The sequence below is a fragment of the Nostocoides sp. genome (genome assembly GCF_037045025.1).
Taxonomy (GTDB): Bacteria; Actinomycetota; Actinomycetes; order Actinomycetales; family Dermatophilaceae; genus Nostocoides_A.
Genome location: NZ_JBAOHM010000007.1, coordinates 435,891 through 460,448, shown reverse-complemented (window position 1 = coordinate 460,448; position 24,558 = coordinate 435,891). Strand labels below are relative to the sequence as shown.

The following is a 24,558-nucleotide window of genomic DNA, read 5'->3' as shown; positions in this document are numbered from 1 at the left end:
GGGGCGAGCCCGCGGCATACGTCGACCAATCCGCAGACCCAGCGGCAACCGGACGGTGCGTCCGGCGAGGCCGACGGCGACTAGGGCCGCAGCACGCCAGGAAGGAGCGCGATGGAGCGGCGCATCTATGGCATCGAGACGGAGTTCGGGATCACCTGCACCTCGGGCGGCCAGCGCACGCTCACGCCCGACGAGGTGGCCCGCTATCTCTTCCGCAAGGTCGTCTCCTGGGGGCGCAGCTCAAATGTCTTCCTGGCCAACGGTTCCCGGCTGTATCTCGATGTCGGCTCGCACCCGGAATACGCGACCGCCGAGTGCGATGACATCCGCACCCTGATCGCCCACGACAAGGCGGGCGAGCGGATCCTCGACGGCCTGGTCACCGACGCCCAGGAGCGGCTCGCTGAGGACGCGGTCACCGGCGAGATCTATGTGTTCAAGAACAACACCGATTCGGCCGGCAACTCCTACGGCTGCCACGAGAACTACCTGATCGGGCGCGGGGGAGAGTTCCAGAGCTTCTCCGAGGTGCTCATCCCGTTCCTGGTGACCCGCCAGCTGATCTGCGGGGCGGGCAAGGTGGTCGCGACGTCCAAGGGAGCGGCATACAGCCTCAGTCAGCGGGCCGACCACATCTGGGAGGGCGTCTCCTCGGCGACGACTCGCAGCCGGCCGATCATCAACACCCGCGACGAGCCACACGCCGACGCCGAGCGTTATCGCCGGCTGCACGTCATCGTCGGCGACTCCAATATGAGCGAGACGACCAACCTGCTCAAGGTGGGCTCCTGCGACCTGGTGCTGCGGATGATCGAGGAGGGCGTCACGATGCGCGACCTCACCCTCGATAACGCGATTCGGGCGATCCGCGACGTCAGCCACGACCTGTCCGGCCGCAAACGGGTCAAGCTCGCCTCCGGCAAGGAACTGTCCGGGCTCGATGTGCAGAGCGAATACCTGCAGCGGGCAAAGGATTTCGCCGACTCGCGCGGGATTGATGATCCGCTGACCAAGCAGGTCCTCGACCTGTGGGAGCGCACTCTTGTCGCGGTCGAGGCCGACGATCCGTCGCTGATCGACCGCGAGATCGACTGGGCGATCAAACACAAACTGCTGTTTGCGTATGCCGATCGGCACGGCCTCGCCGCTCGACCACCCGCGCATCGCCCAGCTCGACCTCGCCTACCACGACATCTCGCCGCGACGCGGCCTGTTTGCGATCCTCGAGCGCAAGGGCCTGGCCGAGCGGGTGGTCACCGACGCGGAGATCGAGACCGCCAAGGAGCTGCCGCCGCAGACGACGCGGGCCAAACTGCGCGGTGACTTCATCGCGGCGGCCAAGGAGCACCGGCGCGACTACACGGTCGACTGGGTGCACCTGAAGCTGAACGACCAGGCCCAGCGCACGGTGTTGTGCAAGGACCCGTTTGCCGCCTCCGACCCGCGGGTCACCAAGCTGATCGATGGGATCCGCAGCGCCCGCATTCCGCAGCCGTGAGTGCCCTGCTGCCGTGAGGTCCCGCAGCCGTGAGCGCGGCGTGGACGCTCAGCCGGCACTCAGGCGCCCGGGTTATCGTTGACGAAGCTGATCGTCGTCCCCGACCCGAAGGTTTCCCGTTGTCTCCTCGCTTCCGTTTTGCTGCCCCTGCGCTGGCCGCCGCGCTGGCTGTGACCATCGCCGGTTGTGGCGAAGAGTCCAGCACGGGGTCGTCCTCGAGCCCGTCCGCCGCGTCGGCCGGCCAGAACTCGGCGGCCCTGGACGGGGTGAAGGTCGCCGGCGGCAGCGACAAGGCCGCCCCGAAGGTGGAACTGGCCAAGAAGCCGTTCACAACCGCGACGTTCGCATCCAAGGTCCTCAAGGAGGGCACCGGTGACGCCGCGACCGACAAGGATGTCGCGGTCATCGACTACGTGCTGGTCAACGGCCGCACCGGCGAGACGATGGACTCGACGTATGAGAAGAAGGAGACCGTGTTCCCCCTGTCGGATGAACAGCTGCTCGCCGGGCTGCGCAAGTCCCTGATCGGCGCCAAACAGGGCGCCCGGATGGTCTCGGCCATCCCGCCGGCGGATGCGTTCGGCTCCGAAGGCAGCACACAACTCGGGGTGCAGGGCACCGACACCCTGGTTCTGGTCTATGACGTGATCAAGAAGATCACCCCGCTGGCCACGGCGGAGGGCACTGCGCAGAAGGTCGACAGCACGCTGCCGCAGGCCATCTTCAACGACGGCAAGCCGGCGACGATCACGATGCCGAAGTCGGATCCGCCCAAGGAACTCGTCGTCGAACCGCTGATCACCGGCAAGGGCGCCAAGGTCGAGTCCGGTCAGACCGCGCTGGTCACCTACACCGGCGCCCTGTGGCGCGACGGCAAGGTTTTCGACTCCAGCTTCAACCGCAACTCACCGTTCCCGTTCCAGGTCGGCGCCGGGCAGGTCATTGCCGGCTGGGACAAGGGACTCAAGGGCCAGCCGGTCGGCTCCCGGCTGCTGCTTGTCATCCCGCCCAAGGAGGGCTACGGCGAGGCCGGCAGCGGTGAAATCAAGGGCACCGACACGATCGTCTTCGTCGTCGATATCCTCGCCGCCTACTGACCCTTGCCCCTCCGCAGGCTCCCGGACAACCCACGAGAGGACAGCCATGCCATTCGACCCGACCACCGAGCGTCCCGAGATCGACTTCCCCGACGGTGAGCCGCCCACCGAACTGCTGATCGACGACATCAGCGAGGGCGACGGACCCGAAGCCAAGGCGGGCGACACGGTGCGCGCCCACTACGTCGGGGTGGCGCACTCGAGCGGTGAGGAGTTCGACGCCTCGTGGAACCGGGGGGCGCCGCTGGACTTCCGGCTCGGCGTGGGGCAGGTCATCGCCGGCTGGGACCAGGGGATCGCGGGCATGAAGGTCGGCGGCCGCCGCAAGCTGACCATCCCCCCGCACCTGGGCTATGGCGACCGTGGCGCTGGCGCGCTGATCAAGCCGGGCGAGACCCTGATCTTCGTCGTCGACCTCTTCGACGTGCGCTAACCGGCCAGCAGCCCCCCTCGGATAACCCGGTTATGGAAATCCGCTGGCCCGTTAGGGCCCACTTGAGCCACGAAAGTCAATACGTTGACCACGGATCGGCCGACGGTTGGCCGGTCCCATGGTTACCCAACCATGGTCTCAGTTTGGGAGGGCTCCCCTCATGAAGTATGTTCGCAAGCTCGCGGTGATCACCGTCTCCCTCGGGACGATCCCGCTGGCCGCCCCGGCCGCCTACCCAGCGGCCACGCCGGCATCCGGTGTGTCCGCAGCGGCGACCACGACCGTCCGGGTCTCGCCCGGCAACCGGCGCGGCTGGACCAGCGTGGCCTTCGATGCCGCCACCAACGCCGACCTGAAGAGCACCCAATCCCTGGTCAAGGGGCCCGGGCGCCCCGCGCTCGGCATCGGCAGCCTCCGCTACGCGATCGGCGACAACTCCAACCGCGTCGAGCAGTTCCGCACCGCCCGTTATGACGGCAAGCGTCTCGCCAGCGTGACGGCGCTGAAGTACAGCACCTGGCAGCGCAGTGTCGACGGCGCCAACCCGCAACAGCCGGTCTACTTGCGCCTCAACATCGACTACACCGGCGACAACGTCATGGACGAGCAGCTCTACTACATCCCGGCCAACAACGGGACGGTGCTGCAGCGCACCTGGCAGACGTGGAACGCGTTCACGGGCATCTGGGGCATCAACGGTGACGACGGCCCGCAGAACGACGTCACGCTCACGCAGTACCTCGCCGCCCACCCGAACGCCAAACTGGTCAACAACGGCCCCGGCGGCGCAGCGGGCGGAGCTGTCGACTTCCAGGTCGGCGCGGCCGGAGCCAACCAGCAGAACGGTCGCTTCTTCCTTGATGCCGTGACGATCGGCTTCTCCGGGAACACCACCATCTTCAACCTGGAGCCGGCGACCTGAGCACCGCCACGTCCAGATCCAGCGCGGCAGATTCGGGTGCGTGACCTTCGGGCACGCACCCGCGTCCGTATGCTGGCGCGGCCGCAGCCTCGACCGGCGGCTGGGCACCCATACGGGCATCCCCTAGCCTGATCCGATGAGCAGCGCAGCCGAGAATAACCAGACCCCGCGCCACGACGAGCAGGCTCCCCCCGGGTCGGTGATCGTCGGTGTCCAAGGTTCCGACCGGGATGCGCTGGTGATCGGCTACGCCACTGCCGAGGCGCAGCGCCTCGGCACCGGCGTCCACCTCGTGCGGGTGGCGGAGGTGGAGACCTCGACGCTCAACCCCGAGGCGCCGATCCCGATGTCGTGGCTCGCCGAACTCGGCGAGCGCCTCGACACCCAACTCGACAAGGCCGTCGACTTCGCGCGCCGCACCGGAATCCCCGTCAGCGCCGCCCTGGTCGGCGGCTCCCCGACCCGCGAACTGCTCGCCGCGGCAACCGACGCGGCCTGCATCGTCGTCGGCTCGGCCCGCAGCACCGGCCGCGAGCGCTCGTATGCCGGCACGAGCGCGTTGTCGATCGTCGCCCATGCCCACTGCCCGGTGGTCGTCGTCATGCCGCATGCCGATTACGCCTCCGGGATCATCGTCGGCGTCGACGGCAGCAAGCACAGCGCCGCCGCGCTCGACTACGCGCTCGATGCCGCCCGGCGGCGCGGCACCTCACTGACGGTGATGTCGACCTGGTATCTGGAGGTCGTCGACGGCGTTGTGGCCACAACCCCTGGCTCGGAGGCCTACCAGGAGGTCGAGGCGCGCTATCAGCGCCTGGTGGACAAGATGCTCGAGCCGCGGCGAGCGGCATACCAGGACGTGGAGGTCCGGGTGGACATCCGGCGCGGCCCGGCCGCCGCCACGCTGGTCGAGGCCGCCGCCGCTGCCGAATTGCTGGTCCTCGGCAGCCGCGGCCGCGGCGGCCTGGCCGGCACCCTGCTCGGTTCGGTCACCCGCAAGGTCCTGGAGTCGGCGACGTGCCCGGTCGCGCTGCTGCACGCCTGATTGCCGAATCTCCGGCCCGGGAAGTGCGCCGAGGTCTGCGTTTCTCGCTGAGGTCGTACTACCGGTAGTACGACCTCAGCGAGAAACGCAGACCTCAGCGGATTGGGTGGTGGTGGTGGTGGTGTCTCACGGGCGCCGGAGAGCGAGGCGGGCGGCGTGGCGGCCGGCGGCGGCGTTGGCGAGGAAATAGGGCGAGTCGGCGGCCAGGCCGCGGCCCATGCTCGCCAGCGGGACGGGGCAGTCAGCCAACGCCTCCTCCAGCCCGGTCACCGGCTCCTCAGCCAGGGTCAGCCGGCCGCGCGCCGAGGCGGCCAGCGCGCGCGCCTCGGCCGCGATCTGCGCCCCAAACGCCCCCGGCAGCTGCGGCACAACCAGCGTCGCCGCCCCCAAAACGATTCTCCCGTATGCCGTTCGGCAGTGATGCGAAATCCCCCGGTGCCGCTCGCGCGGGTCCGCGGTCGAAACCCGCAGCGCGCCGAGACCGTGGCCGCCGAGGACGTCGACCGCGTTGAGCGCCTCACCGGCGGCGATCCCGGTGAACCCATAGGGCGTGCCGGTCCCGACATTGCCCGGCCCCTGGATCACCACGGCCAGGTCGGCGCGCAGCACATGCCGGGCGGCCAGCAACGCCGAGTGCAGCGACACCGCCTCATGATCGCCGCCGAACGCCTGCCCGACGGTGATCGTCGCGGCGAGCCACCCGGATGCACCGAGCCCGGCCACCGATTGCGAAAACGCCAGCGGCAACGCGCCGCCGTCGGTCATCACATAGACCACCCGCGCGTGCGGCGCCACGTCGCGCACCCCGCACAGAATCGGCGCGAGCGCCGAGTGCAGGTCGGCGACAAGCACCGGCATACCCCCCAAGTCACCGGCGGCAGGAACGCCGGAGGTCATCGCCGCGTGCGCCGGGCTCTCCTGCTCATCGATCGCCAGCAACAGCTGCTGCATCGGGGTATACCGAGCCTTGACGATGTGCCCCGGGCCCGGTGGGGGGTCGGCCGGCAGCCGGCCCGGGGCCACGACGACGAACGCATATCCTCCGGTCCCGAGGCCGCGCAGCAACGCCGAGGCATTGAGCAGCACCCGGTCACCCACCGCCAACTCACCGACCAGCGAGACGTAGCCCAGCGCCCGCACCGGATCGGGCAGGCCAGAGCCCGGGTCGGGGGCGACGGCATACTCGACCGCGTCTCCCCAACCGCCGAGTCGGGCGGTGACCTTGCCGGCTCGCCAATGCACGCCGGCAGCCTAAACGCAGCGCCACCACAGGTGGGGTAGCGTCGGCGGCGATGCCTGCCCCCAACTCCCCGGCCGCCAAGACCGAGCGGCTGATGAACCTGGTCATGACGCTGCTCTATACCCGGCGTCCGATGACCAAGGCGCGCATCCGCGAGGTCGTCGAGCAATACCGGATGGCGCCCAGCGACGAAGCCTTCGACCGGATGTTCGAGCGGGACAAGGAGGATCTGCGCGAGTTGGGCATCCCGCTGGTCACCGAGGAGTTGTCGACGGTGTGGGAGGACGAACCGGCCTACCGGATCAACCAGCGCGACTATGCGCTGCCGGACATTGCGTTCGCGCCCGACGAACTCGCCGTGCTCGGCCTGGCCGCGCGCACCTGGTCACGCGCGACCTTCGCCGGGCCAGCCGCCCAGGCGCTGCGCAAGCTGCGGGCCAGCGGGCTCGAACCCGACCCCGACAGCCTCACCGGCATCGAGCCGCGGCTGGCGACCAGCGAGCCGGCGTTCGCCCCGCTCGTCGACGCGCTGCTCGCCCGCGCCCCGGTCAGCTTCGACTATCGCCGACCGGGAGCGTCGAACGCCACGACCCGGCACGTCCAGCCGTGGGGGCTCACCTCGCGCAGCGGCCGGTGGTACCTCACGGCATACGACAGCGACCGCGAGCAGCCGCGCATCTTCCGCCTCTCCCGCATCACCGGGCCGGTGCGCCGCACCGGGCGCGCCGGCGCCTACACCCCGCCGCCGGAGCACGATCCGCGCCGGATGCTCGCCGCCGACCTGCCTGCCGAGCCCGCCGGCAGCGCCCGGATCGCCGTCCGCGACGGGCGCGGGGGAGAGCTGCGCCGCCGGGCCAGTGCCGTCGAGACCGCCGCGAACGGCTGGTCAACCCTGCTGATTCCGTATGCCGCTCTCGACCGGTTCGCCGAGGAACTCGCCTCCTATGGGGCCTCGGTGCGCGCGCTGGACCCGCCCGAGATGGTCGGCGCCACCCGCGCGGTGCTCGCCGCGGCGGCACGCGCCCACGCCGGGGGGTCGCCGTGACGCCGGAGGCGGCCAGCGCCCGCGTCTCCCGGCTGCTGACCATGGTCCCGTGGCTGGTCAACCGGCAGGGCGTCGACATCGAGCAGGCCGCCCGCGACTTGGGGATCGGCGTCGAGCAACTGCACGACGACCTCGAGCTGTTGTTCATGTGCGGCTACGGCTCGCTCACCGACGAACTCATCGACGTCTCCACCGAGGGCGGGCGGATCTTCATCGCCAACGCCGAGACGATCGCCCGCCCGCTGCGGCTGACCCGGGCCGAGGCGCTGACCCTCGTCGTCGGCCTGCGGGCGCTCGCGTATGCCGAGGGCGTCACCGACTTCGACGTCGTCGAGCGCACCCTGGTCAAGCTCGAGGACGCGATCGGGGCCGCCGGGCCCGATGCCGCCGGCCCGCTCGGGGTCGACGCCATCACGATCGATGCTGTCAAGATCGACGCCGTCAAGATCGACGCCCGGCTCAGCGACGACTCGGCCGAGGAAACCCGCGCCCTCGTGACCGACGCGCTGCGCCGTCATCGCCGGTTGCGGCTGCGTTATGTCGTGCCCGCCCGCGACGAGGTCACCGAGCGTGACGTCGACCCGATGCGCGTGCTCAATCTCGACGGCCGCTGGTATCTCGAGGGCTGGTGCCATCGCGCCGAGGACACCCGGCTCTTCCGGCTCGACCGCGTCGAGGACGCCCAGATCCTCGACGCCGACGGCACCCCGCCGGCACACGCGCGCCAGCGCGACCTGCGCGCGGGCGTCTTCGTGCCCACCGCGGACGATGAGGTCGTCACCCTCGACCTCGACCCGGCCTGGGAGTGGGTCGCCGAGTACTACCCGGTCGAATCCGTACAGAGCAACGAGCCCGGCGCCGACGACTATGACGACAACACATCCGGCGAGGGCGGAGAAACCGGCGACGTTTCCGTCGCCGAATCCATCCAAGGCGGCGGACCGATCCCTCAGAAGCGACCGGTCCGGATCACGCTGCGGGCCAGCGACACCAGCTGGGTGGTGCGACTGGCGCTGCGCGCCGGCGGCGGCGTGCGGGTGGTCAGCCCGGCGGGGCTGGGCGAGCAGGTGGCGGCGGCAGCGGGAGAGGCGCTGGCGGCATACGAGCATGACGTGGTCGACGCCCCCGGGAACCCGGCCCAACCCGCCGCCGAACACCCCACGAACGACGACCGCGACGAACCCGCCAAACCATGAATTCGCTGTGCAACCGGCCCCGGCGACGCCTGACGGGAACGCCTGGCGGCGGGCGAGGCGTTTCGGCACATGCGCGGGGCACGGCTGCTGGAGAACCGGCCATCCCGGGCCCGGCGTTAGACTCTCCTCGACCCAACCGCTGAAAGGCCTCCAATGTTTTCCAGTCTCGGCCCCGGCGAGATCATCCTCATCGCCCTCGTGGTGATCCTCCTCTTTGGCTTCAAGCGACTCCCCGACGCCGCCCGCTCCCTCGGCCGGTCCGCCCGCGTGTTCAAGTCCGAGGTCAGCGAGATGAAGGCCGAGGACGAGGCCCGCAAACAGGCCGCCGCCCCACCGCCCACCTCGCCGAACCCGCCGGCCCAGCCGACGCCCTCCCAGCTGCGCGAGGCCGACGGCAACGCCGTGCGCGAGGACAATTCCTCCCGGACGGACAACCAGTCCGGCCCGATCGCCTAACCCGTGGCCGCCGCCGACGCGGTCATGCCCAAACGCAAGAAGGTCAAGCGCAAGGACAACCCCGAGGGCCGGATGTCCCTCGTCGATCACCTGCTCGAGTTCCGCAGCCGCTTGGTCAAATCCGCCATCGCCTTGCTCCTCGGCTCGGTCGTCGGCTGGATCTTCTACGAGTGGGTCTATGAGCAGCTGACCGCCCCCATCCGGGCGGTCGCCGAGGAGCGCGGCATCCAGGGCGTCCTGGTCAACCTCAACTACGCCGGCGCGACCGCGGCCTTCAGCCAGCGGGTCAACCTCTCGATCTGGGTCGGCATCATCGTGTCCAGCCCGGTCATCCTGTATCAGGCGTGGGCCTACATCCTCCCGGCCCTGACCAAGAAGGAAAAGCGGATCTCGCTCGCGTTCATCGGAGCGACCATCCCGCTGTTCCTGCTCGGCTGCGCCTTCGGCTACTGGATCATGCCGCGCGCCTGGGAGATCCTCTATGGCTTCACCCCCGAAGGAGCGGCCAACCTCACCGAGGCGGCCCTGTATTTCCGCACGGTCACCCGGTTCATCCTCATCTTTGGCATCACCTGGATCACCCCGGTCTTCCTCGTCGGGCTGATCGCCGTCGGCGTGATCCCCGGTCGGGCCCTGCTGCGGCAGTGGCGGCCGGCGCTGGTGACGATCTTCATCGTCTCGGCGATCGTGACCCCCACCCCCGACCCGGTGACGATGTTCTTCATGGCCGCCCCCCTGATCCTGCTCTATTTCATCGCCGCCGGGATCGGGCTGTGGATCGACCGCCGCCGCAAGGCCGCCGAGCCCGACTGGATCGGTGTCGCCGACGACGAGGCCTCCACGTTGTAGTCAAGGTAGCGTGCCCCATCATGAGGCCACCCCGGTGAGCCATCGCCTCGGCGTGGCCGTCAACCCGATCGCGGGCCGCGGACGCTGCGCGCAGTTAGCACCCGACCTGCTCGCCATGCTGGCCGGCCGTGGCCACGAGATCCACGACCTCAGCGGCACCGACGCAGTCGACACCCTCTCCCGCGCCCGCGCCGCCGTCCACGACGGCCACCTCGACGCGCTCGTCGTCGTCGGCGGCGACGGGATGGCCCACCTCGGCGTCAACGCGTGCGCCGGGACGGCCGTGCCCTTCGCCGTCGTCCCCGCCGGCACCGGCAACGACATCGCTGCGGCGCTCGGCTACCTGCCCGCCAACCTGCTGCAGGCAGTCGCCGCCATTGAGGCGCTGGGCACCCGCACCGTCGACGCGGGGCGGCTGTGCGGCGACACCCCGGCCGACGAGCGGCCCTGGTTCGCCGGGAGCCTGTATGCCGGGTTCGACGCGATCGTCAACGCGCGCGCCAACCGGTGGTCCTGGCCGCGCGGGCAGATGCGCTACAACCTGGCGATCCTGCGGGAGCTGCCGGTCTTCCGGCCCATCCCCTATGCCATCGAGGTCGACGCCGAGCGGGTCGAGACCGAGGCGATGCTCGTCGTGATCGCCAACGCGGCGTCCTACGGTGGCGGTATGCAGGTCGCCCCGGACGCGCGGATCGACGACGGGCTCCTCGATGTCGTGATCGTCCACCGGATCTCGCGCGCGGAATTCCTCCGGGTTTTCCCGCGGGTGTTCACCGGCGCGCACATCGAGCACCCGGCCGTGTCGGTGCTGCGCGGCACCCGGGTGCGGCTGGAGGCGCGGGGCGTGCCGGTCTTTGCCGACGGGGAGCCGTTCACCGACCTCCCCGTCGCGTGCGAGGTCGTCCCGGGGGCGCTGACGGTGGTGGCGCCATGACTGGTCGTGGCGCCATGACAACGCCCGGGAGCGAGTTCGCGCGCTTCGCCGCGGGCCTGGACTTCCCGCTCGACCCCTTCCAGGAGCAGGCCTGCCTGGCGGTCGAGGCCGGCCGCGGCGTCCTCGTCGCCGCGCCGACCGGGGCGGGCAAGACCGTCGTGGGCGAGTTTGCCGTGCAGTTGGCGCTCGCCCGCGGCCAGAAGGCGTTCTATACGACCCCGATCAAGGCCCTGTCCAATCAGAAGTATGCCGATCTCGCCCGCCGCCACGGCCCCGAGCACGTCGGCCTGCTCACCGGCGACAGCTCGATCAACGGCGAGGCCCCGGTTGTCGTCATGACCACCGAAGTGCTCCGCAACATGATGTATGCCGGGTCGGCCACCCTCGCCGGGCTCGCCTTCGTCGTCATGGACGAGGTGCACTATCTCGCCGACCGCTTCCGCGGCGCCGTGTGGGAAGAGGTCATCATCCACCTGCCGCCATCGGTGCAGCTGATCTCGCTGTCGGCGACGGTGAGCAACGCCGAGGAGTTCGGCGACTGGCTGGAGCAGGTGCGCGGCAACCACGAGGTGATCGTCTCCGAGCACCGGCCGGTGCCGCTGTGGCAGCACATGCAGGTTGGCCAGCGGATGTTCGACCTGTTCGCCGACTCCACCGCCGGCCCGCGCCTGGACGGTAACATCCCGCGGCTCAGCCCCTATCTCACCGACGCGATCCGCCAGGCCCAGGAGCGTTCGTATGCCGCGGACGCCGCCCGCCGCGGGGCCCGCTCCCGCGGCGGCGACCCCGACCGGCGCCGCCGCCCGTCGGCGACCGTGGGCGGGGCCACATCCGGCGGCCACGCCAGCCGGACCGACATCGTCCGCGAACTCGACCGGGCCGGCCTGCTCCCGGCGATCACCTTCATCTTCAGCCGGGTCGGCTGTGACGGGGCGGTGGCGCAGCTGCTGAGCAGCGGCATACGGCTGATCCCGGAGGAGTTCGGCGAGCGCAATCGCCGGCTGGTCGAGGAACGCTCGGCGGGGATTGCCGACGAGGACTTGGGCGTGCTCGGCTATTGGGAGTTCGCCCAGGGGATCTCGCGTGGGTTCGCCGCGCACCACGCGGGGATGCTGCCGACCTTCCGCGAGATCGTCGAGGAACTGTTCACCCGCGGGGAGATCCGCGCGGTGTTTGCGACCGAGACGCTTGCGCTCGGGATCAACATGCCGGCGCGGACCGTGGTGCTGGAGAAGCTGGTCAAGTTCAACGGCGAGTCGCACGTGGACCTCTCGCCCGCGGAATACACCCAGCTGACCGGGCGGGCGGGGCGGCGCGGCATCGACATCGAGGGGCACGCGCTCGTGCTGTGGCGGCGCGGGCTGGACCCGGTGCACGTTGCCTCGCTGGCGTCGGCGCGGACCTTCCCGCTGCGCTCGAGCTTCCGACCGTCATACAACATGGCGGTCAATCTCGTTGCCCAAGTAGGGCGGTCGCGCTCGGTGGAGATCCTGCAGACCTCGTTTGCGCAGTTCCAGGCCGACCGGTCGGTCGTCGGGTTGGTGCGCTCGGGCAAGGAGAAGGAGGAGGCGCTGGCGGGCTATGCCGAGGCGATGACCTGCCACCTCGGCGACTTCGCGGAGTATGCCGCGCTGCGCCACCGGATCGGCGTGCTCGAGAAGGAGGGCGCCAAGGCCCGCTCGGCGGCGCGGCGGGCCGAGGCGGCGGTGTCGCTGGAGACGCTGCGGCTCGGCGACATCTTCCGCATCCCGTCGGGGCGCCGCTCGGGGCTGGCCGTCGTCATCGAGCCCGCGCGGACCAATCGCGGCGAGCCCAGCCTGCCGACCGTGCTCACCGAGGACAAGCACGTCCACCGGGTCTCGCTGCAGGACGTCCCCGAACCGGTGACGGCGCTCGGCTCGATGCCGGTGCCGCGAGGCTTCAACGCCCGCTCACCCAAGGCGCGCCGCGACCTGGCGACGACGCTGCGGATCAAGGCGCCGGGACGGCCGGCGCCCGCCGTGTCTGCGCGGGAGGTGGCGGGCGGGGAGGACGCCGCGATCGCCGAGCTGCGCCGCCAGTTGCGGGCCCACCCGTGCCACGCCTGCCCCGACCGGGAGCAGCACGCCCGCTGGTCGGATCGGTGGTGGCGCCTGACGAAGGAGTCCGCGGCGGTGCGCCGCCAGGTCGAGGGGCGCACCAACACGGTCGCGCGGACCTTCGAGCGGATCTGCACGCTGCTGGCGGACATCGGCTACCTCGCCCCCGGCGGCGACGCGCTGACCGAGGACGGGCAGCGGCTGCGGCGGATCTATTCCGACCGCGACCTGCTCGTCGCCGAGTGCCTCCGCCAGGGGGTATGGCGCCGCCTCGAGCCGGCCGAGCTGGCCGCCGTGGTCTCCCTCCTGGTGCACGAGCCGCGGCACGACGAGGCCGAGGTCGACCCCCGGCAGCCGACCTCCGCCGTGGCTGCGGCCGGCGTCGAGATGACCCGGATCTGGAGCGGCTTGGAGGACCGCGAGCGGGAGGCGGGGCTGCCACTCACCGCGCCGCCGGACTCCGGGCTGGCCTGGGCGGTGCACCGGTGGGCGTCCGGGCAGCGCTTGGACGTCGTGCTACGCGGGCATGACCTGGCCGCGGGCGACTTCGTGCGCCGGTGCAAGCAGGTGGTCGACCTGCTCGACCAGATCGCCGACGCCGCCCCCGAGCCGCAGCTGCGCACGGTCGCCCGCAAGGCGATCGACGGTGTCCTGCGCGGCGTGGTCGCCGCCGACCGGCTCGACTAAGGGCCTGTGAGGAAATAAGCTAGGCTGTGGCGAGTTGGTCGCCCGTCGGATCGTACGTGGGGCCGGAGGTCCAGGAGTCGCTGATCGGGATCGTCTTTATCAGAGTCCCGTTCGGTCGGAAGATGGCGATGACCTCCCTGCCTTCGCTGCCGCAGAGGGCGTCGACCGCGATCTCGGCGCGGGTCGGAGACCAGACCGGCGAGCCGTAAAACGGGGCGTCACACCCGCGAATGTCCCTCTCGTTGTGTGCCACTACCCGATAGGCGGCGCCTTTGTGAGCCGGCATGGTCACGATGGCGCTGAAATTATCGGAGGCGAGATACGAAACGCGCCAAAACACGATCTGAGTGCCGTCCGGCGACCAATCGGGGTCGCGCTCGGCGACCACTGATCCGGAGGTGAGATTGACCGCGCCGGTCCCGTCGGACCTCATCACATAGAGATTGGTGAACCGGTCGCGCTCTTTGGAATAGACAATCCGGGAGCGGTCGGGCGAGAAGGAGGCCCCGCCGACGTCCCCGGACGTTGTCAGGCGGCGGGGCTTGTGGCTGCCGTCCGGACTGACGAGGTAAAGGTCGTGGTCCACGTTGACGAGGACGTCGGGGTTGGCCGCCGGCGCCTTCGCGTCGCTGGCTGGCGCCGCCGTCGCGGCGACGCCCCCGCCAGCGAGGCAGGTAGTCGCCGCGGCCGCAGCGACACAGGCACCGAGGGTCCGGCGGGTGCGTCGAGGTGGGAGCGTGCCAGCGACCGGAACGGTCACGCGAGGCACACGGGAAGGGGTGTTGACCATGAAGTTTTCTCCTCTGCCGGGCGGCTTGGCCAGCCGCGTGTCCCAGCCTAGAGAGCCTGACGGACGAGCCGCGGCCGGGCCCGTCGTCATCGCCGTGAGCCGTCGCCGTGATGTGGCTCGACCAGATCGCCGACGCCGCCCCCGAGCCGCACCTGCGCACGGTCGCCCGCAGGGCGATCGACGGCGTCCTGCGCGGCGTGGTCGCCGTCGACCGGCTCGGCTACGGATCGCCGGGCCGAACTCACCAATCCTGCGCAAAAGCGGCCGACCCGTATGCGCCCGCGAAGATGGTTCGGGCGTTCGTGCCGTCCACCTTGATGTTTCGCAGGTGGAAGCCGTTGTTGCTGTCCTCCGAATAGGCGATCCGGCGGCCATCGGGCGACCACACAGGACCCCAGACATAGGGTCGGTTCCACATGTTGGGCAATACGAAGGTGAGCCGTCCCGTGGCCCGGTTGATCCGGAATAGGCTCTGACCGTCGGCTGACGCGAGCTGGTCGCCGGTCGGATCGTAGGTGAGGCCGGAGGTCCAGCGGTCGCCCAGTGAGATCGTTTTCACCCAAGTGCCGGTCGGTCGGAAGATGGCGACGACGGCCTCCCAACCGGGGTTGCTGCACGAGGCTTCGATCGCGATCTCGGTGCGGGTCGGTGACCACACAGCAGAGCTGTATGACGGGTGGTGACACCCGCGAATGTCTATGTCGTCGCGGGTGACTTCCCGGTGGGTGGCGCCCTTGCGGGCCGGCATGATCGCGATGGCGTGGACAACGTCGTCATCGACCTGCCAGTAGCGATGGAACACGATCCGAGTTCCGTCCGGCGACCAGTCGGGGCTGCCCTCTTCGACATCTGGCGTGGCGGTGAGGTTGATCGCGCCGGTTCCGTCGGACTTCATCACGTAGATATCCCGGACCCGGCCGGTCCCTTGGGAATAGACAATCCGGGAGCGGTCCGGCGAGAAGGAGGCTCCGCCGATATCTCCAGAGGTGGTCAGCCGGCGGTTGCGGGTGCCGTCAGGTCTGACGAGGTAGAGGTCGCCGTCCATGTTGACGAGGATGTCGGGATTGGCAGCCGGTGCTTCCAAGGCTGGTGCCGCCGCCGCGGCGACAGTCCCGCCGAGCAGGCAGGCAGTCGCCGCCGCCGCAGCGAAGCAGGTGCGTACGTTCCGGCGGCTCCGTCGAGGCAGGGGCATGCGGGCGGCGGGAACGGTCACGAGGGACAGGACGTCGACCATCAGGTTTCCTCTCGGACGAGGCGGCTCGGCGAGCCGGGGTCTCACTCCATCTCTGACGGACGAAGCGCAGCGCGTACGTGGCGAGACCACCGGCCTCGCCAGCACCCGGCACAATAGGCCGAGTGATAGTTGCGCGTGCGCTCGGTGCCGGCGTGGCCGGGCTCCTGGTGCTGACCGCGTGCGCTGCCAACTCGAGCGATCCGACAGACTCGAGTGGTCGGCACGGCTCCGGATCGAGCCGGACGTCGAGGCCGCCGACGCACTCAATGACCCGTGACCCGACCGGGGCGACCCGGTCCCTGGGCAAGGCGGCAACCGCGGCCGAGCCGGCCATCCCGGCCGGAGCCGAGAGCGTCCATGTGGGCGATGTCGCCGCACTCGGGTCGGCGCTCGCGTCGGCCACGCCGGGCACGATCATCGACCTGGCCGACGGGGTCTACACGCGCGACGGCGGCGACCGGTTTATCGCCGCCGCCGACGGCACCGCGAAGCAGCCGATCACCCTGCGCGGCGGCCGCGGCGCGGTGTTGACCTCCGATGATGCCAAGGGCGACTACGGGCTGCACGTGACCGGCGACCACTGGCAGCTGATCGGCTTCTCCGTGCGCGATGCCACCAAGGGCATCGTCTTGGACGGCTCGGTCGGCACGATCATTAGCGGCGTCGACGTCGGCCAGGTGGGGGAGGAGGGCGTGCACTTCCGGATGTGCTCCAGCAACGGCGTGCTGCGCGACTCGACGATCCACGACACCGGCCTGGTCAAGCGCCGCTTCGGTGAAGGGGTCTATGTCGGCTCGGCGAGTTCCAACTGGGGCAAATACGCCTGCGACGGCGAGATGGACGACACCGAGGGCGTCGTCATCCAGGGCAACACCTTTTTGCACATCCCCGCCGAGGGCGCCGATATCAAGGAGGGCACCGACTCCGGCACCATCCGCGACAACGTCTTCGACGACACCGGCTACGCCGGCGAAAACTCCGCGGACAGCGCGATCGACGTCAAGGGCAACGGCTGGGTCGTCGTCGAGAACACAATCACGAACCCGAGCGGGGAGGCGTTGGACGCGATCCAGACGCACCAGGTTGCCGAGGGATACGGGATGCGGAACACGTTCGTCGACAACGTGATCGAGGGCAACTGGCCGGGCTTCGGACTCGGGCTTTACCCGCTCGGTGACAACGTCGTGGCCTGTTCCAACACCGCCGCCGACGCGGAGCTCGGCCTCGTCGGCGACAACTCCACGCCAACTCGCTGCTCCTGACGCCAACCTAACCTCTGACCCGGCGTCACGTGAGCCGCAGCGACGCCATGGGGTCGCTGCGACTCACGTGACGGCACTTCCCCGCTTGCGTGTATCAATCGGGCTGCCCCGTGGCTCTTCTCAGCAGTCGGGCATCCGGCCCGGGCACCATGCGAGGGCACGTGCCCGGGTCCTGGCCGTCGAACGCTGAAGCCGTCGATCTCGAACGCGGATGCTGTCGACCTCGAGCCGCGGTAGCGCGCGTCGGACCCGGCCGCCGGAATCACCAATCGGTCGGCCAAGCGCCCCACTCCGAGTCGCTCGACAGGACCAACCGGTCGTTGCTGCCGTCCGGCCTGACCGCACGCACGTCCGAACTGCTGCTGTCTTCGTATTTCGAGTACGCGATCCATTGACCATCGGGTGACCACTCCGGAGAGGAGGCATAGCCGTAGGTGGTGACTCGAGTGCGCTTGCCGGTGGCGTGGTTGATCCGGAACAGGCCCAGTTCGCTCATGGCCGCGAGCTGGTCACCGGCGGGGTCATAGGTCAGGCCGTGGGACATAGTCGGTGACAGGCGAAGGACCTTGGTGATCCCGCCCGTCGGCCGGGTGAGAACAATGACCGATGTGCTTCCTGCGTCCCCGAAGCAATTGGCAACCACGGCGATCTCCATGCGGGTCGGTGACCAGACCGGGGAGTTGTATGCGGGGTCCGAACACCCGGGCACCGAGGCGTTTTCGTGGAAAACATTCCGAGGACGCGCTCCGGGTCGGGGGGCCATGACCACGATTCCCTCAATGGGCAGGTCGGCGTTCGACCAGCGATTCAGCACGATTTGCGATCCATCGGGCGACCAGCGGGGCTGCTCCTCGCCGACACCGTGCGTGTAGGTGAGTCGAGTCATGTCGCTGCCATCGGAGCGCATCATGAACAGGTCGGAGTACCCCGAGTCGTAGCTGCGCGACAGCACGATCTTGCTGCGGTCGGGCGAGAAGGATGCCCCTCCGATGTCACCAACCCGGGTCAGGCGCCGCCGGTTCGTCCCGTCCGGACGCACGAGGAAGAGGTCGTGATTGTCGTTGACCAGAATGTCACTCGCGGTGACCGGCGCGGGCGCGCCGGTCACGTGCCCCGGTGCCGCAGCGTCGCCGGAAGCACCGGCGGCAAGAGACATGATCGCCGCCGCGACGCTCAGCCGCCGGCCTTTCCCACGACTCGGACGCGACTGTGCCCTGCGGGCAATCCGATCGACGACGGTGGGATTGGCTTCGAACATGGGAGTCCTCCTTCGTTGGCACCGCGGACGGTTGTCGCGCTGGAAGGGGCTGACGGACGAGACTCCTTTGCGGTGCTCCGGGCGCGGATCGCCTCGACCTCGGCCAGGGTGCGCGCGATATCGCGGTCGGATTCCAGGTCGAAGCCGAAGGGCATACGGGAGAGGTGTTGGGTGCGCCGGTGGGTGCGCTCCAGCAGCGCGACCGGGACCAGGAGAACGGCGATAACAAGCACGATCACGAGAGCATCCATGGCAGGAAGTTTTCTCTCGACCAGATCGCGCCACCAGTGGCGCAAATGTCGCCTACCAACAATTTCCTGCCATGCTTGCTCGTATGCCGCTCGCCACCGTCGCCGTCCTGGTCCCCGAGCAGGCGGCCGTCTTCGAGTTCGGGGTCGTGTGCGAGGTGTTCGGCATCGACCGCACCGAACAGGGTGTGCCGCTCGTCGACTTCCGCGTGTGCACCGAGAATCCGGACCGGCCGGTCGAGCTGACCAACGGTCTGCGGCTGAGCGTCCCCCACGGCTTGGACGGCCTCGACGGCGCCGATCTGGTGGCCCTGCCGGCCACGCGGGAGCGCACGTTCAGCCCGGCCCTCCTCGACGCGATCCGGTCGGCGCACGCGGCCGGCGCGGTCGTGCTCACCGTCTGCTCGGGCGTGTTCATCGCCGGAGAGGCCGGGCTGCTCGACGGTCGGCGCTGTGCCGCGCACTGGATGAATGCCGTCGAGGTCTCCCGCCGCTATCCGAGCGCGCAGGTCGACGAGAACCTCCTCTTCGTCGACGACGGCGACCTGATCACCAGCGCCGGGACCGCGGCGGGCATCGACGCCTGCTTGCACGTCGTGCGCCGCGAACAGGGCGCCACGGTCGCCGCCACGATCGCCCGCCGGATGGTCGTTCCCCCGCATCGCGACGGCGGGCAGCGCCAGTTCATCGACCAGCCCGTCCCCGAGTGCACCACCGACTCCCTGGCGCCGCTCCTGGCCTGGATGCAGGAGCACCTCGCCGAGGAACTGCCGGTGCGGAGCTTGGCAGCTCGGGCGGCGATGTCGGAGCGCACCTTCGCCCGACGCTTTGCCGCCGAGGTCGGGACGACGCCCGCAAAATGGATTGCGCAACAACGCATTCAGCATGCCCGCCGGCTGTTGGAGGCGACCGATCTGCCGGTCGAGGGGATCGCGGCCCGCACCGGCTTCGGCAGCGCCGCCCTGCTGCGCCACCACTTCACCCAGCAGGTGGGCGTGGCGCCGAGCGACTATCGCAAGGCCTTCTCAGGCTAGGCTGAGCGCGTCGATCACCCGGTTGATCGGGCTGGTCAGGCCGTATTCCGAGGCCAACCGCGACACCGTGCGCAGGTCGGCGACCTCGGTCGGCAGTTCGCCGGTCTCCTCGGGCACCGGCGCGTCGCGCGCCACCCGGACCACGAGCGGACCGACGTCCAAATAGGCAGCACCGGCCTCAAGATTGCGCCGTTGAGCGCCCTTAAGGGCCGGGTCGCCGGAGTCGATCGCCGCCCTCAACCCCGCCAGCGATCCGTATGCCGCGATCAGCTTCGCCGCCGTCTTCTCGCCGATCCCGGCCACCCCGGGCAGCCCGTCGCTCGGATCGCCGCGCAGCACCGCCAGGTCGACGTACTGATCGCCGGTGTCGACGGCATACCGCTCCCGCAGGTAGGTCTGGTCGACGATGTCGGGCGAGCGGACTCCACCGCGAGCGGTATAGAGCACGCGCACCCCGGCGGCGTCGTCGACGAGCTGGAAAAGGTCGCGATCCCCGGTGACCACATCGATCGGCATCCGCCCCCGGTGGCGCTCGACGAGCGTGCCGATGGCGTCGTCGGCCTCATAGCCGTCGGCGCCGAGCCGGCACATGCCGAGCGCAGCGAGCGCCTCCTCGATCACCGGCACCTGCACGGCGAGGTCGTCGGGCACCTCTTCCTCGACCACCTCGGACTCGGCCGCGACCCGGTGGGTCTTGTAGCTCGGGATCGCGTCGACCCGGAACTGCGGGCGCCAGTCGTTGTCCCAGCAGGCGATCAGGTGGGTTGGGTGATGATCGCGAACGAGCGTGGCGATGAAGTCGAGGAACCCGCGGATCGCGTTGACCGGCATCCGGGAGGAGTCGGCACGGTCGTCCGGGACGCCGAAAAAGGCCCGGAAATAGAGGCTGGCCGAGTCGAGCAGCATCAACCGCGAGGTCGTCATGGGCTCGATCGTAGGGGCGCACACCGGAAGATCTGCTGCCGAATCCCGTCCGGGGCTCTAGTGTGTCCACGTGGAAGACGTCGATCGGTCCCTGGTTGCCCTGCTCCGCCAGGACGGCCGCATGAGTTATACCGATCTCGGCAAGGCGGTCGGGCTGTCCACGTCCGCGGTCCACCAGCGCGTGCGCCGGCTGGAGGAACGGGGCGTGATTCGCGGCTACACGGCGCGCGTCGCGCACGAGGCGCTCGGCAACCCCCTGACGGCCTTCATTGCGGTGACGCCGTTCGATCAGTCCGCGCCCGACGATGTGCCCGACCGGTTGCGCGAGATCCCCGAGATTGAAGCATGCTATTCGATCGCCGGGGAGGCCAACTACCTGCTGAAGGTGCGCGTCTCCACGCCCGGCGACCTGGAGGACCTGCTCAGCCGGATCCGCACCGGCGCAAGCGTGTCCACGCATACGACGATCGTGCTCTCGACCCCCTGGGAGTGAGTCACCGTGCGATCGGGGCGTAGCTGGCGCCGGTGGCCCGGATCAGGTCCTCGGGGGCGATGCCGATGTCGAAGCCGCGTTTGCCGCCGGAGACATAGATCTTGTCGTATGCCGCGGCGCTGTCGGCCAGCACCGTCGGGAGTTGGCGCTTTTGCCCGACCGGAGATATCCCGCCGATGACATAGCCGGTGATCCGCTCGGCGTTCACCGGCGGGCACAGGCCGGCCCGTTTGGCGCCGAGCGCGACGGCGATCGCCTTCAGATCGAGGTGCTTGTCCACCGGAACGATGCCGACGCCGAGGGTGATGGGCGAGTCGTCGAGTTCGACGAGCAGGGTCTTGAACACCCGCGCCGGGTCGAGCCCGAGCGCTGCCGCCGCCTCCAGCCCGTATGCCGCCACCGCCGGGTTGTGCTCGTAGGCGTGGGTGGTGAACGCGATGCCGGCCTTGGTCAGTGCCTTGGTTGCCGGTGTTCCCCCGCTGCTCTTCTTGGCCACACGCTCGACGCTAGCCGATGGGGAGGCGGCAAGGCGCACCGGGAGGTTAGGGCGCCGGAAGCTCCAGCCATCCGGGCGCGGCGGCCTGGAAGCATGCGCCATCCCAGGCGCCGGCGCCGCCGGGGATGGCGCCCAGGAAGGGCGCCGCGAGGCCGGCCAGGTGTTCGCGGTTGGTGGTCTCGACTGGTCCTGGCGTGGCCGGCCACGCACCGATGACGAGGCCGGCAACGCCGATGCCACGGCGGGCGATCGCCTCGAGGGTCAGCTCGGTGTGGTTCAGCGTGCCGAGAGCGGCCCGGGTGACGACTACGACCGGCGCATCCAGGGCGGCGGCGAGGTCGGCAAAGGTGCCTGCGGCGGCGTCGAGTCTCACCAGCAGCCCGCCGACGCCCTCCACGAGCAGCACGTCGACTCCGTCGGCGAGCGAGCGCAACCGTTCGGCGTGCGCGGCGATCGTGGGCAGGCCGACGCCGTCGATCGCCGCGGCCGGGATGGGAGCCATCGGCTCGCGTAGCCGCAGGCCCTCGCTGGTCGAGACCCGGCCGGCCAGGGCCCGCACGTGCCCCATGTCGCCCGGCTCCGCCGGGGCGACGCCGGTCTGCACGGGCTTGTCGATGTGCACTCGGGCTCCGTGAGCGGCGAACGCGCAGGCCAGCGCCGCTGTAGCCACCGTCTTACCGACCCCGGTGTCGGTGCCGGTGACGCAGAGCACGAGCGTCACGCAGGTCCCCCGCCCGCCGCCGCGGTTGTCTGTGCAGGTGCTGCTCGGTGCGCCTCGACCGTCTCCGCCACGACTGTCTCCGCCGCGCCGCCCGCGGCGGCGTGCGGCTCGGTCGCCCGAACGGCGCCGCCCTCGTCGAGCTTCGGCTCGGTCGCGCAAACAGCGTCGAACTCCGCGCGCACCAGCGTGGCCGCCGCCGTCGCCGCGTCGAGGGTGAGCGCGCCGTTGGCGGTGATCCGGATGCGGGAGATCCCGTCGGGGACGCTCGGGGGGCGGAAGCAGCCGACGAGCACCCCGCGCTCCCCGACGCGTTCGGTCGTCACCCGGGCCACCTCGGCGCTCGGGCAGGGGATCGACTGCACCGGCCCCGCCGCCCTCGGTATGCCGCATACCCGCGCGATCGCGTCCGCGTTCGCCGCGAGCTGGTCGACCCGCTCCGGCTCGGCCGCGATGATCCGGCAGGCCTCGGCCGCGCCGGCGGCGGCCGCGGGTGTCACGCCGGTGTCGAAAATGAAACTGCGCGCCCGGTTGACTAGGTGCTCGCGCAGCTCGACCGGGCCGAGGACGGCCCCACCCTGGGTGCCCAACGCCTTCGACATCGTCGCGGTGAGATAGACGTGATCGGCCCCGGCCAGGCCGGCCGCATGAACGCCGCCGCGGCCACCGCCGATCACCCCGAGACCGTGCGCCTCGTCGACGAGCAGCACGGCGTCGGACTCGGCGCACACCCGAGCGAGCGCGACCACATCCGCGGCATCCCCGAGCACGCTGTAGATCGACTCGACGACCACCAGGGCGCGCGGAAGACTCCGGTGCCGCAACGCATCCCGCACCGCATCGACGTCGCCATGCGGCACGAACTGCACCTCGCACCGGGCGAGCTTGGCCGCGTCGTGCACCGAGGCGTGGATGTGCGCGTCGAGCACGAGCAGCAGGTCCGGGCCGCCGAGCGCGGCAATGACGCCGAGGTTGGCGGCATAGCCGCTGGCGAAGCCGAGCGCGCTGGGCTGCCCGGTCAACGCGCACAGCTCGGCCTCCAGCTCCTCGTGCGCCGCGCTCGTTCCGGTGACCACCCGTGAGGCTCGCGCACCTGCGCCGTGGGTGTCGAGCGCGGCGTGCGCGGCCGCGAGCACGCGCGGGTCGCGGGACAGGCCGAGATAGTCATTGGATGCGAGATCCAGTGCGCCGGAGCGGATTCGGGTAGCGCGGACGATTCCACGCTCGCGCCGCGTGCGGTCCTGAGCGGCGAGGAAGTCCATCATTGACGAGTTCACCGGTCCCCTCCTCCATACACCTGCGCCACGGCGGCAACCATCCCGGCCCCGATCGCCGCGATATCGGCCGCGCTGCAGACATAGGGCGGCATCGCATAGACGAGCGAACGGAACGGCCGCACCCACACTCCGCGCTCCACCGCCTCTCGGGTCACCCGGGGAATGTCCACCGGCCCAGTCAATTCGATCACGCCAACGGCGCCGAGCACGCGGACGTCCCGGACCTGGGGGATCTCCCGCGCCGGCGCGAGCGCCGCGGCTAGCGCGGGTTCGATGCGCGCCACGTCGCAAAACCAGTTCTGCCGCAACAGCGTCAGCGACGCGAGCGCGACGGCACAAGCGAGCGGATTGCCCATGAACGTCGGCCCGTGCAGCAGCGCCGGATGATCCGAGGCGCCGATCGCCTCGGCCACCCGCCGCGAGACCAGCACGGCCCCCAGCGTGAGGTAGCCCCCGCTGAGCGCCTTGCCAACGCACATGATGTCGGGAACGACTGCGGCCCAGTCACATCCGAACAACCGACCGGTGCGCCCGAAGCCGGTCGCGATCTCGTCGGCCAACAAGATCAGGTCGTATGCCGTCGCCAGCCGCCGCAGCGCCGCGAGGCACTCGGGCGCGTAGACATACATCCCGCCGGCTCCTTGGAGCACCGGCTCGACGACGATTGCCGCGATCTCGCCCTCGAGCCGCGCGACGGTCTCCTCGGCGTGGGCGATCCAGGCTGCGACGGCATCGGCGTCGGCAACCAGGCCCTCGCCCACCCGCTGCGCCGGGGGAGGGCGCGGCAAAAAGCGCTGGCGAGGAACGTATTCGGGGAAGTCAGCGTGCATTCCGTCGACCGGGTCGCAGACGCTCATCGCGCCGAGCGTGTCGCCGTGGTAGCCACCGCGCAACGCGAGGAAGCGGTGCCGCGAGCGCCGCCCACGGGCCCGCTGGTATTGCACGGCCGCCTTCAACGCCACCTCGACCGACACCGACCCCGAGTCGGCGAGGAAGACGTGGTCCAAGCCCTCCGGGGTGAGATCGACCAACACCTCCGCCAGCGCCACCCCCGGCACGTGGGTGAGCCCCCCGAACATCACGTGAGCAAACCGGTCGAGCTGCTCGCGCACCGCCGCGTCGAGCACTGGGTTGCGGTAGCCGTGGATGACCGCCCACCAGGAACTCATCGCATCCCGGCACCGGAACCGCTCGCCGTCGTCGGCGACCAGGTCGAGCCAGATCCCCTCGGCGGCGGCAACGGCATACGGCACCGTGCCGGTCAGCGGCGCATAGGGGTGCCAGACCAGCCCGCGGTCGCGAGCGAGGACGTCCGCCGGGGACGCCGCCGGCCCCGCGGTCACC

At 70.2% G+C, this 24,558-nt stretch carries 22 protein-coding genes and 1 pseudogene; 14 read left to right on the top strand and 9 right to left on the bottom strand.

Translation table 11 applies throughout. The annotated features are described in order from the left end of the window. Positions 1–111: 111 nt before the first annotated feature. From pafA to V9G19_RS06880, 5 genes and pseudogenes are all read left to right on the top strand, one after another. Positions 112–1,498, top strand: a pseudogene (gene pafA / locus V9G19_RS06900) (Pup--protein ligase). Between the two features lie 119 nt (positions 1,499–1,617). Continuing rightward, complete coding sequence (locus V9G19_RS06895; protein ID WP_462284736.1) at positions 1,618–2,595, top strand: FKBP-type peptidyl-prolyl cis-trans isomerase; 978 nt, start codon at positions 1,618–1,620, stop codon at positions 2,593–2,595. A 46-nt stretch (positions 2,596–2,641) separates the two neighbouring features. Then, entirely contained in the window at positions 2,642–3,028 is a 387-nt protein-coding gene (locus V9G19_RS06890; RefSeq protein WP_462284735.1) for an FKBP-type peptidyl-prolyl cis-trans isomerase, read from the top strand. 160 nt (positions 3,029–3,188) lie between these two features. Beyond that, positions 3,189–3,950 carry a hypothetical protein gene (locus V9G19_RS06885; protein ID WP_462284734.1) on the top strand — a complete coding sequence of 254 codons (762 nt, stop codon included), beginning with the start codon at positions 3,189–3,191 and terminating at the stop codon, positions 3,948–3,950. A gap of 136 nt (positions 3,951–4,086) precedes the next feature. Next, the gene (locus tag V9G19_RS06880; RefSeq protein ID WP_462284733.1) at positions 4,087–4,995 is read left to right on the top strand and encodes a universal stress protein; all 909 of its coding nucleotides are present in this window, start codon (positions 4,087–4,089) and stop codon (positions 4,993–4,995) included. A 126-nt stretch (positions 4,996–5,121) separates the two neighbouring features. Here the strand turns inward: V9G19_RS06880 and V9G19_RS06875 are convergent, their stop codons facing one another. Continuing rightward, positions 5,122–6,237 carry a DUF3866 family protein gene (locus V9G19_RS06875; protein WP_462284732.1) on the bottom strand — a complete coding sequence of 372 codons (1,116 nt, stop codon included), beginning with the start codon at positions 6,235–6,237 and terminating at the stop codon, positions 5,122–5,124. A gap of 50 nt (positions 6,238–6,287) precedes the next feature. On the opposite strand from V9G19_RS06875, the gene V9G19_RS06870 reads away from it, so the two are divergent. From V9G19_RS06870 to V9G19_RS06845, 6 genes are all read left to right on the top strand, one after another. Beyond that, on the top strand, positions 6,288–7,280 hold the full coding sequence (locus tag V9G19_RS06870) for a helix-turn-helix transcriptional regulator (RefSeq protein ID WP_462284731.1): 993 nt from the start codon (positions 6,288–6,290) through the stop codon (positions 7,278–7,280). Further along, the gene (locus V9G19_RS06865; RefSeq protein ID WP_462284730.1) at positions 7,277–8,476 is read left to right on the top strand and encodes a helix-turn-helix transcriptional regulator; all 1,200 of its coding nucleotides are present in this window, start codon (positions 7,277–7,279) and stop codon (positions 8,474–8,476) included. The genes V9G19_RS06870 and V9G19_RS06865 overlap by 4 nt, the downstream gene beginning before the upstream one ends. A 153-nt stretch (positions 8,477–8,629) precedes the next feature. Further along, on the top strand, positions 8,630–8,932 hold the full coding sequence (gene tatA / locus V9G19_RS06860) for a Sec-independent protein translocase subunit TatA (RefSeq protein WP_462284729.1): 303 nt from the start codon (positions 8,630–8,632) through the stop codon (positions 8,930–8,932). A 3-nt stretch (positions 8,933–8,935) separates the two neighbouring features. Next, positions 8,936–9,781: a twin-arginine translocase subunit TatC gene (gene tatC / locus V9G19_RS06855; protein WP_462284728.1), complete on the top strand. Its 846-nt coding sequence runs from the start codon at positions 8,936–8,938 to the stop codon at positions 9,779–9,781. Positions 9,782–9,815: 34 nt separating this feature from the next. Continuing rightward, complete coding sequence (locus V9G19_RS06850) at positions 9,816–10,715, top strand: diacylglycerol/lipid kinase family protein (protein WP_462284727.1); 900 nt, start codon at positions 9,816–9,818, stop codon at positions 10,713–10,715. A 14-nt stretch (positions 10,716–10,729) separates the two neighbouring features. Further along, entirely contained in the window at positions 10,730–13,480 is a 2,751-nt protein-coding gene (locus tag V9G19_RS06845; protein WP_462284726.1) for a DEAD/DEAH box helicase, read from the top strand. A 19-nt stretch (positions 13,481–13,499) separates the two neighbouring features. On the opposite strand, the gene V9G19_RS06840 is transcribed toward V9G19_RS06845, so the two are convergent. Together V9G19_RS06840 and V9G19_RS06835 are read right to left on the bottom strand one after the other, a co-directional pair. Further along, a complete protein-coding gene (locus V9G19_RS06840; RefSeq protein ID WP_462284725.1) occupies positions 13,500–14,270 on the bottom strand; it encodes a TolB family protein in 771 nt (256 codons plus the stop codon). A gap of 241 nt (positions 14,271–14,511) precedes the next feature. Continuing rightward, positions 14,512–15,504 (bottom strand): TolB family protein, encoded by a 993-nt coding sequence (locus tag V9G19_RS06835; RefSeq protein ID WP_462284724.1) that lies wholly within the window; start codon positions 15,502–15,504, stop codon positions 14,512–14,514. Between the two features lie 266 nt (positions 15,505–15,770). Here V9G19_RS06835 and V9G19_RS06830 point away from each other — a divergent pair, with 266 nt between their 5' ends. Continuing rightward, the gene (locus V9G19_RS06830; RefSeq protein ID WP_462284723.1) at positions 15,771–16,766 is read left to right on the top strand and encodes a right-handed parallel beta-helix repeat-containing protein; all 996 of its coding nucleotides are present in this window, start codon (positions 15,771–15,773) and stop codon (positions 16,764–16,766) included. A 262-nt stretch (positions 16,767–17,028) separates the two neighbouring features. On the opposite strand, the gene V9G19_RS06825 is transcribed toward V9G19_RS06830, so the two are convergent. After that, positions 17,029–18,024 carry a TolB family protein gene (locus tag V9G19_RS06825; RefSeq protein WP_462284722.1) on the bottom strand — a complete coding sequence of 332 codons (996 nt, stop codon included), beginning with the start codon at positions 18,022–18,024 and terminating at the stop codon, positions 17,029–17,031. 334 nt (positions 18,025–18,358) lie between these two features. Between V9G19_RS06825 and V9G19_RS06820 the strand changes: the two genes are divergently transcribed. Continuing rightward, on the top strand, positions 18,359–19,306 hold the full coding sequence (locus V9G19_RS06820; protein ID WP_462284721.1) for a GlxA family transcriptional regulator: 948 nt from the start codon (positions 18,359–18,361) through the stop codon (positions 19,304–19,306). Here the strand turns inward: V9G19_RS06820 and V9G19_RS06815 are convergent. Next, positions 19,298–20,230, bottom strand: a complete 933-nt coding sequence (locus tag V9G19_RS06815; RefSeq protein ID WP_462284720.1) for a 5'-3' exonuclease — start codon at positions 20,228–20,230, stop codon at positions 19,298–19,300. The two genes, V9G19_RS06820 and V9G19_RS06815, sit on opposite strands and share 9 nt — an antisense overlap. A 70-nt stretch (positions 20,231–20,300) precedes the next feature. Between V9G19_RS06815 and V9G19_RS06810 the strand changes: the two genes are divergently transcribed. Next, the gene (locus V9G19_RS06810; RefSeq protein WP_462284719.1) at positions 20,301–20,723 is read left to right on the top strand and encodes an Lrp/AsnC family transcriptional regulator; all 423 of its coding nucleotides are present in this window, start codon (positions 20,301–20,303) and stop codon (positions 20,721–20,723) included. Between the two features lies 1 nt (position 20,724). Here V9G19_RS06810 and ybaK read toward each other — a convergent pair whose 3' ends face one another. Genes ybaK through bioA form a run of 4 tightly spaced genes read right to left on the bottom strand, consistent with a single transcriptional unit; the run spans position 20,725 to position 24,557 of the window. Then, positions 20,725–21,219, bottom strand: a complete 495-nt coding sequence (gene ybaK, locus V9G19_RS06805) for a Cys-tRNA(Pro) deacylase (protein WP_462284718.1) — start codon at positions 21,217–21,219, stop codon at positions 20,725–20,727. Positions 21,220–21,265: 46 nt separating this feature from the next. Next, positions 21,266–21,940: a dethiobiotin synthase gene (bioD, locus tag V9G19_RS06800; protein ID WP_462284717.1), complete on the bottom strand. Its 675-nt coding sequence runs from the start codon at positions 21,938–21,940 to the stop codon at positions 21,266–21,268. Beyond that, on the bottom strand, positions 21,937–23,214 hold the full coding sequence (locus V9G19_RS06795; RefSeq protein WP_462284716.1) for an aminotransferase class I/II-fold pyridoxal phosphate-dependent enzyme: 1,278 nt from the start codon (positions 23,212–23,214) through the stop codon (positions 21,937–21,939). The genes bioD and V9G19_RS06795 overlap by 4 nt, the downstream gene beginning before the upstream one ends. Continuing rightward, positions 23,211–24,557 carry an adenosylmethionine--8-amino-7-oxononanoate transaminase gene (gene bioA, locus V9G19_RS06790; RefSeq protein ID WP_462284715.1) on the bottom strand — a complete coding sequence of 449 codons (1,347 nt, stop codon included), beginning with the start codon at positions 24,555–24,557 and terminating at the stop codon, positions 23,211–23,213. The genes V9G19_RS06795 and bioA overlap by 4 nt, the downstream gene beginning before the upstream one ends. Position 24,558: the final 1 nt, after the last annotated feature.

Coding starts and splice junctions, on each gene's coding strand:
- V9G19_RS06825 (WP_462284722.1), bottom strand. CDS start 18,024: ATGTTCGAAGCCAATCCCACCGTCGTCGATCGGATTGCCCGCAGGGCA.
- V9G19_RS06840 (WP_462284725.1), bottom strand. CDS start 14,270: ATGGTCAACACCCCTTCCCGTGTGCCTCGCGTGACCGTTCCGGTCGCT.
- tatA (WP_462284729.1), top strand. CDS start 8,630: ATGTTTTCCAGTCTCGGCCCCGGCGAGATCATCCTCATCGCCCTCGTG.
- V9G19_RS06890 (WP_462284735.1), top strand. CDS start 2,642: ATGCCATTCGACCCGACCACCGAGCGTCCCGAGATCGACTTCCCCGAC.
- V9G19_RS06885 (WP_462284734.1), top strand. CDS start 3,189: ATGAAGTATGTTCGCAAGCTCGCGGTGATCACCGTCTCCCTCGGGACG.
- V9G19_RS06835 (WP_462284724.1), bottom strand. CDS start 15,504: ATGGTCGACGTCCTGTCCCTCGTGACCGTTCCCGCCGCCCGCATGCCC.
- V9G19_RS06880 (WP_462284733.1), top strand. CDS start 4,087: ATGAGCAGCGCAGCCGAGAATAACCAGACCCCGCGCCACGACGAGCAG.
- V9G19_RS06870 (WP_462284731.1), top strand. CDS start 6,288: ATGCCTGCCCCCAACTCCCCGGCCGCCAAGACCGAGCGGCTGATGAAC.
- V9G19_RS06820 (WP_462284721.1), top strand. CDS start 18,359: ATGCCGCTCGCCACCGTCGCCGTCCTGGTCCCCGAGCAGGCGGCCGTC.
- V9G19_RS06845 (WP_462284726.1), top strand. CDS start 10,730: ATGACAACGCCCGGGAGCGAGTTCGCGCGCTTCGCCGCGGGCCTGGAC.
- V9G19_RS06830 (WP_462284723.1), top strand. CDS start 15,771: ATGACCCGTGACCCGACCGGGGCGACCCGGTCCCTGGGCAAGGCGGCA.
- V9G19_RS06815 (WP_462284720.1), bottom strand. CDS start 20,230: ATGACGACCTCGCGGTTGATGCTGCTCGACTCGGCCAGCCTCTATTTC.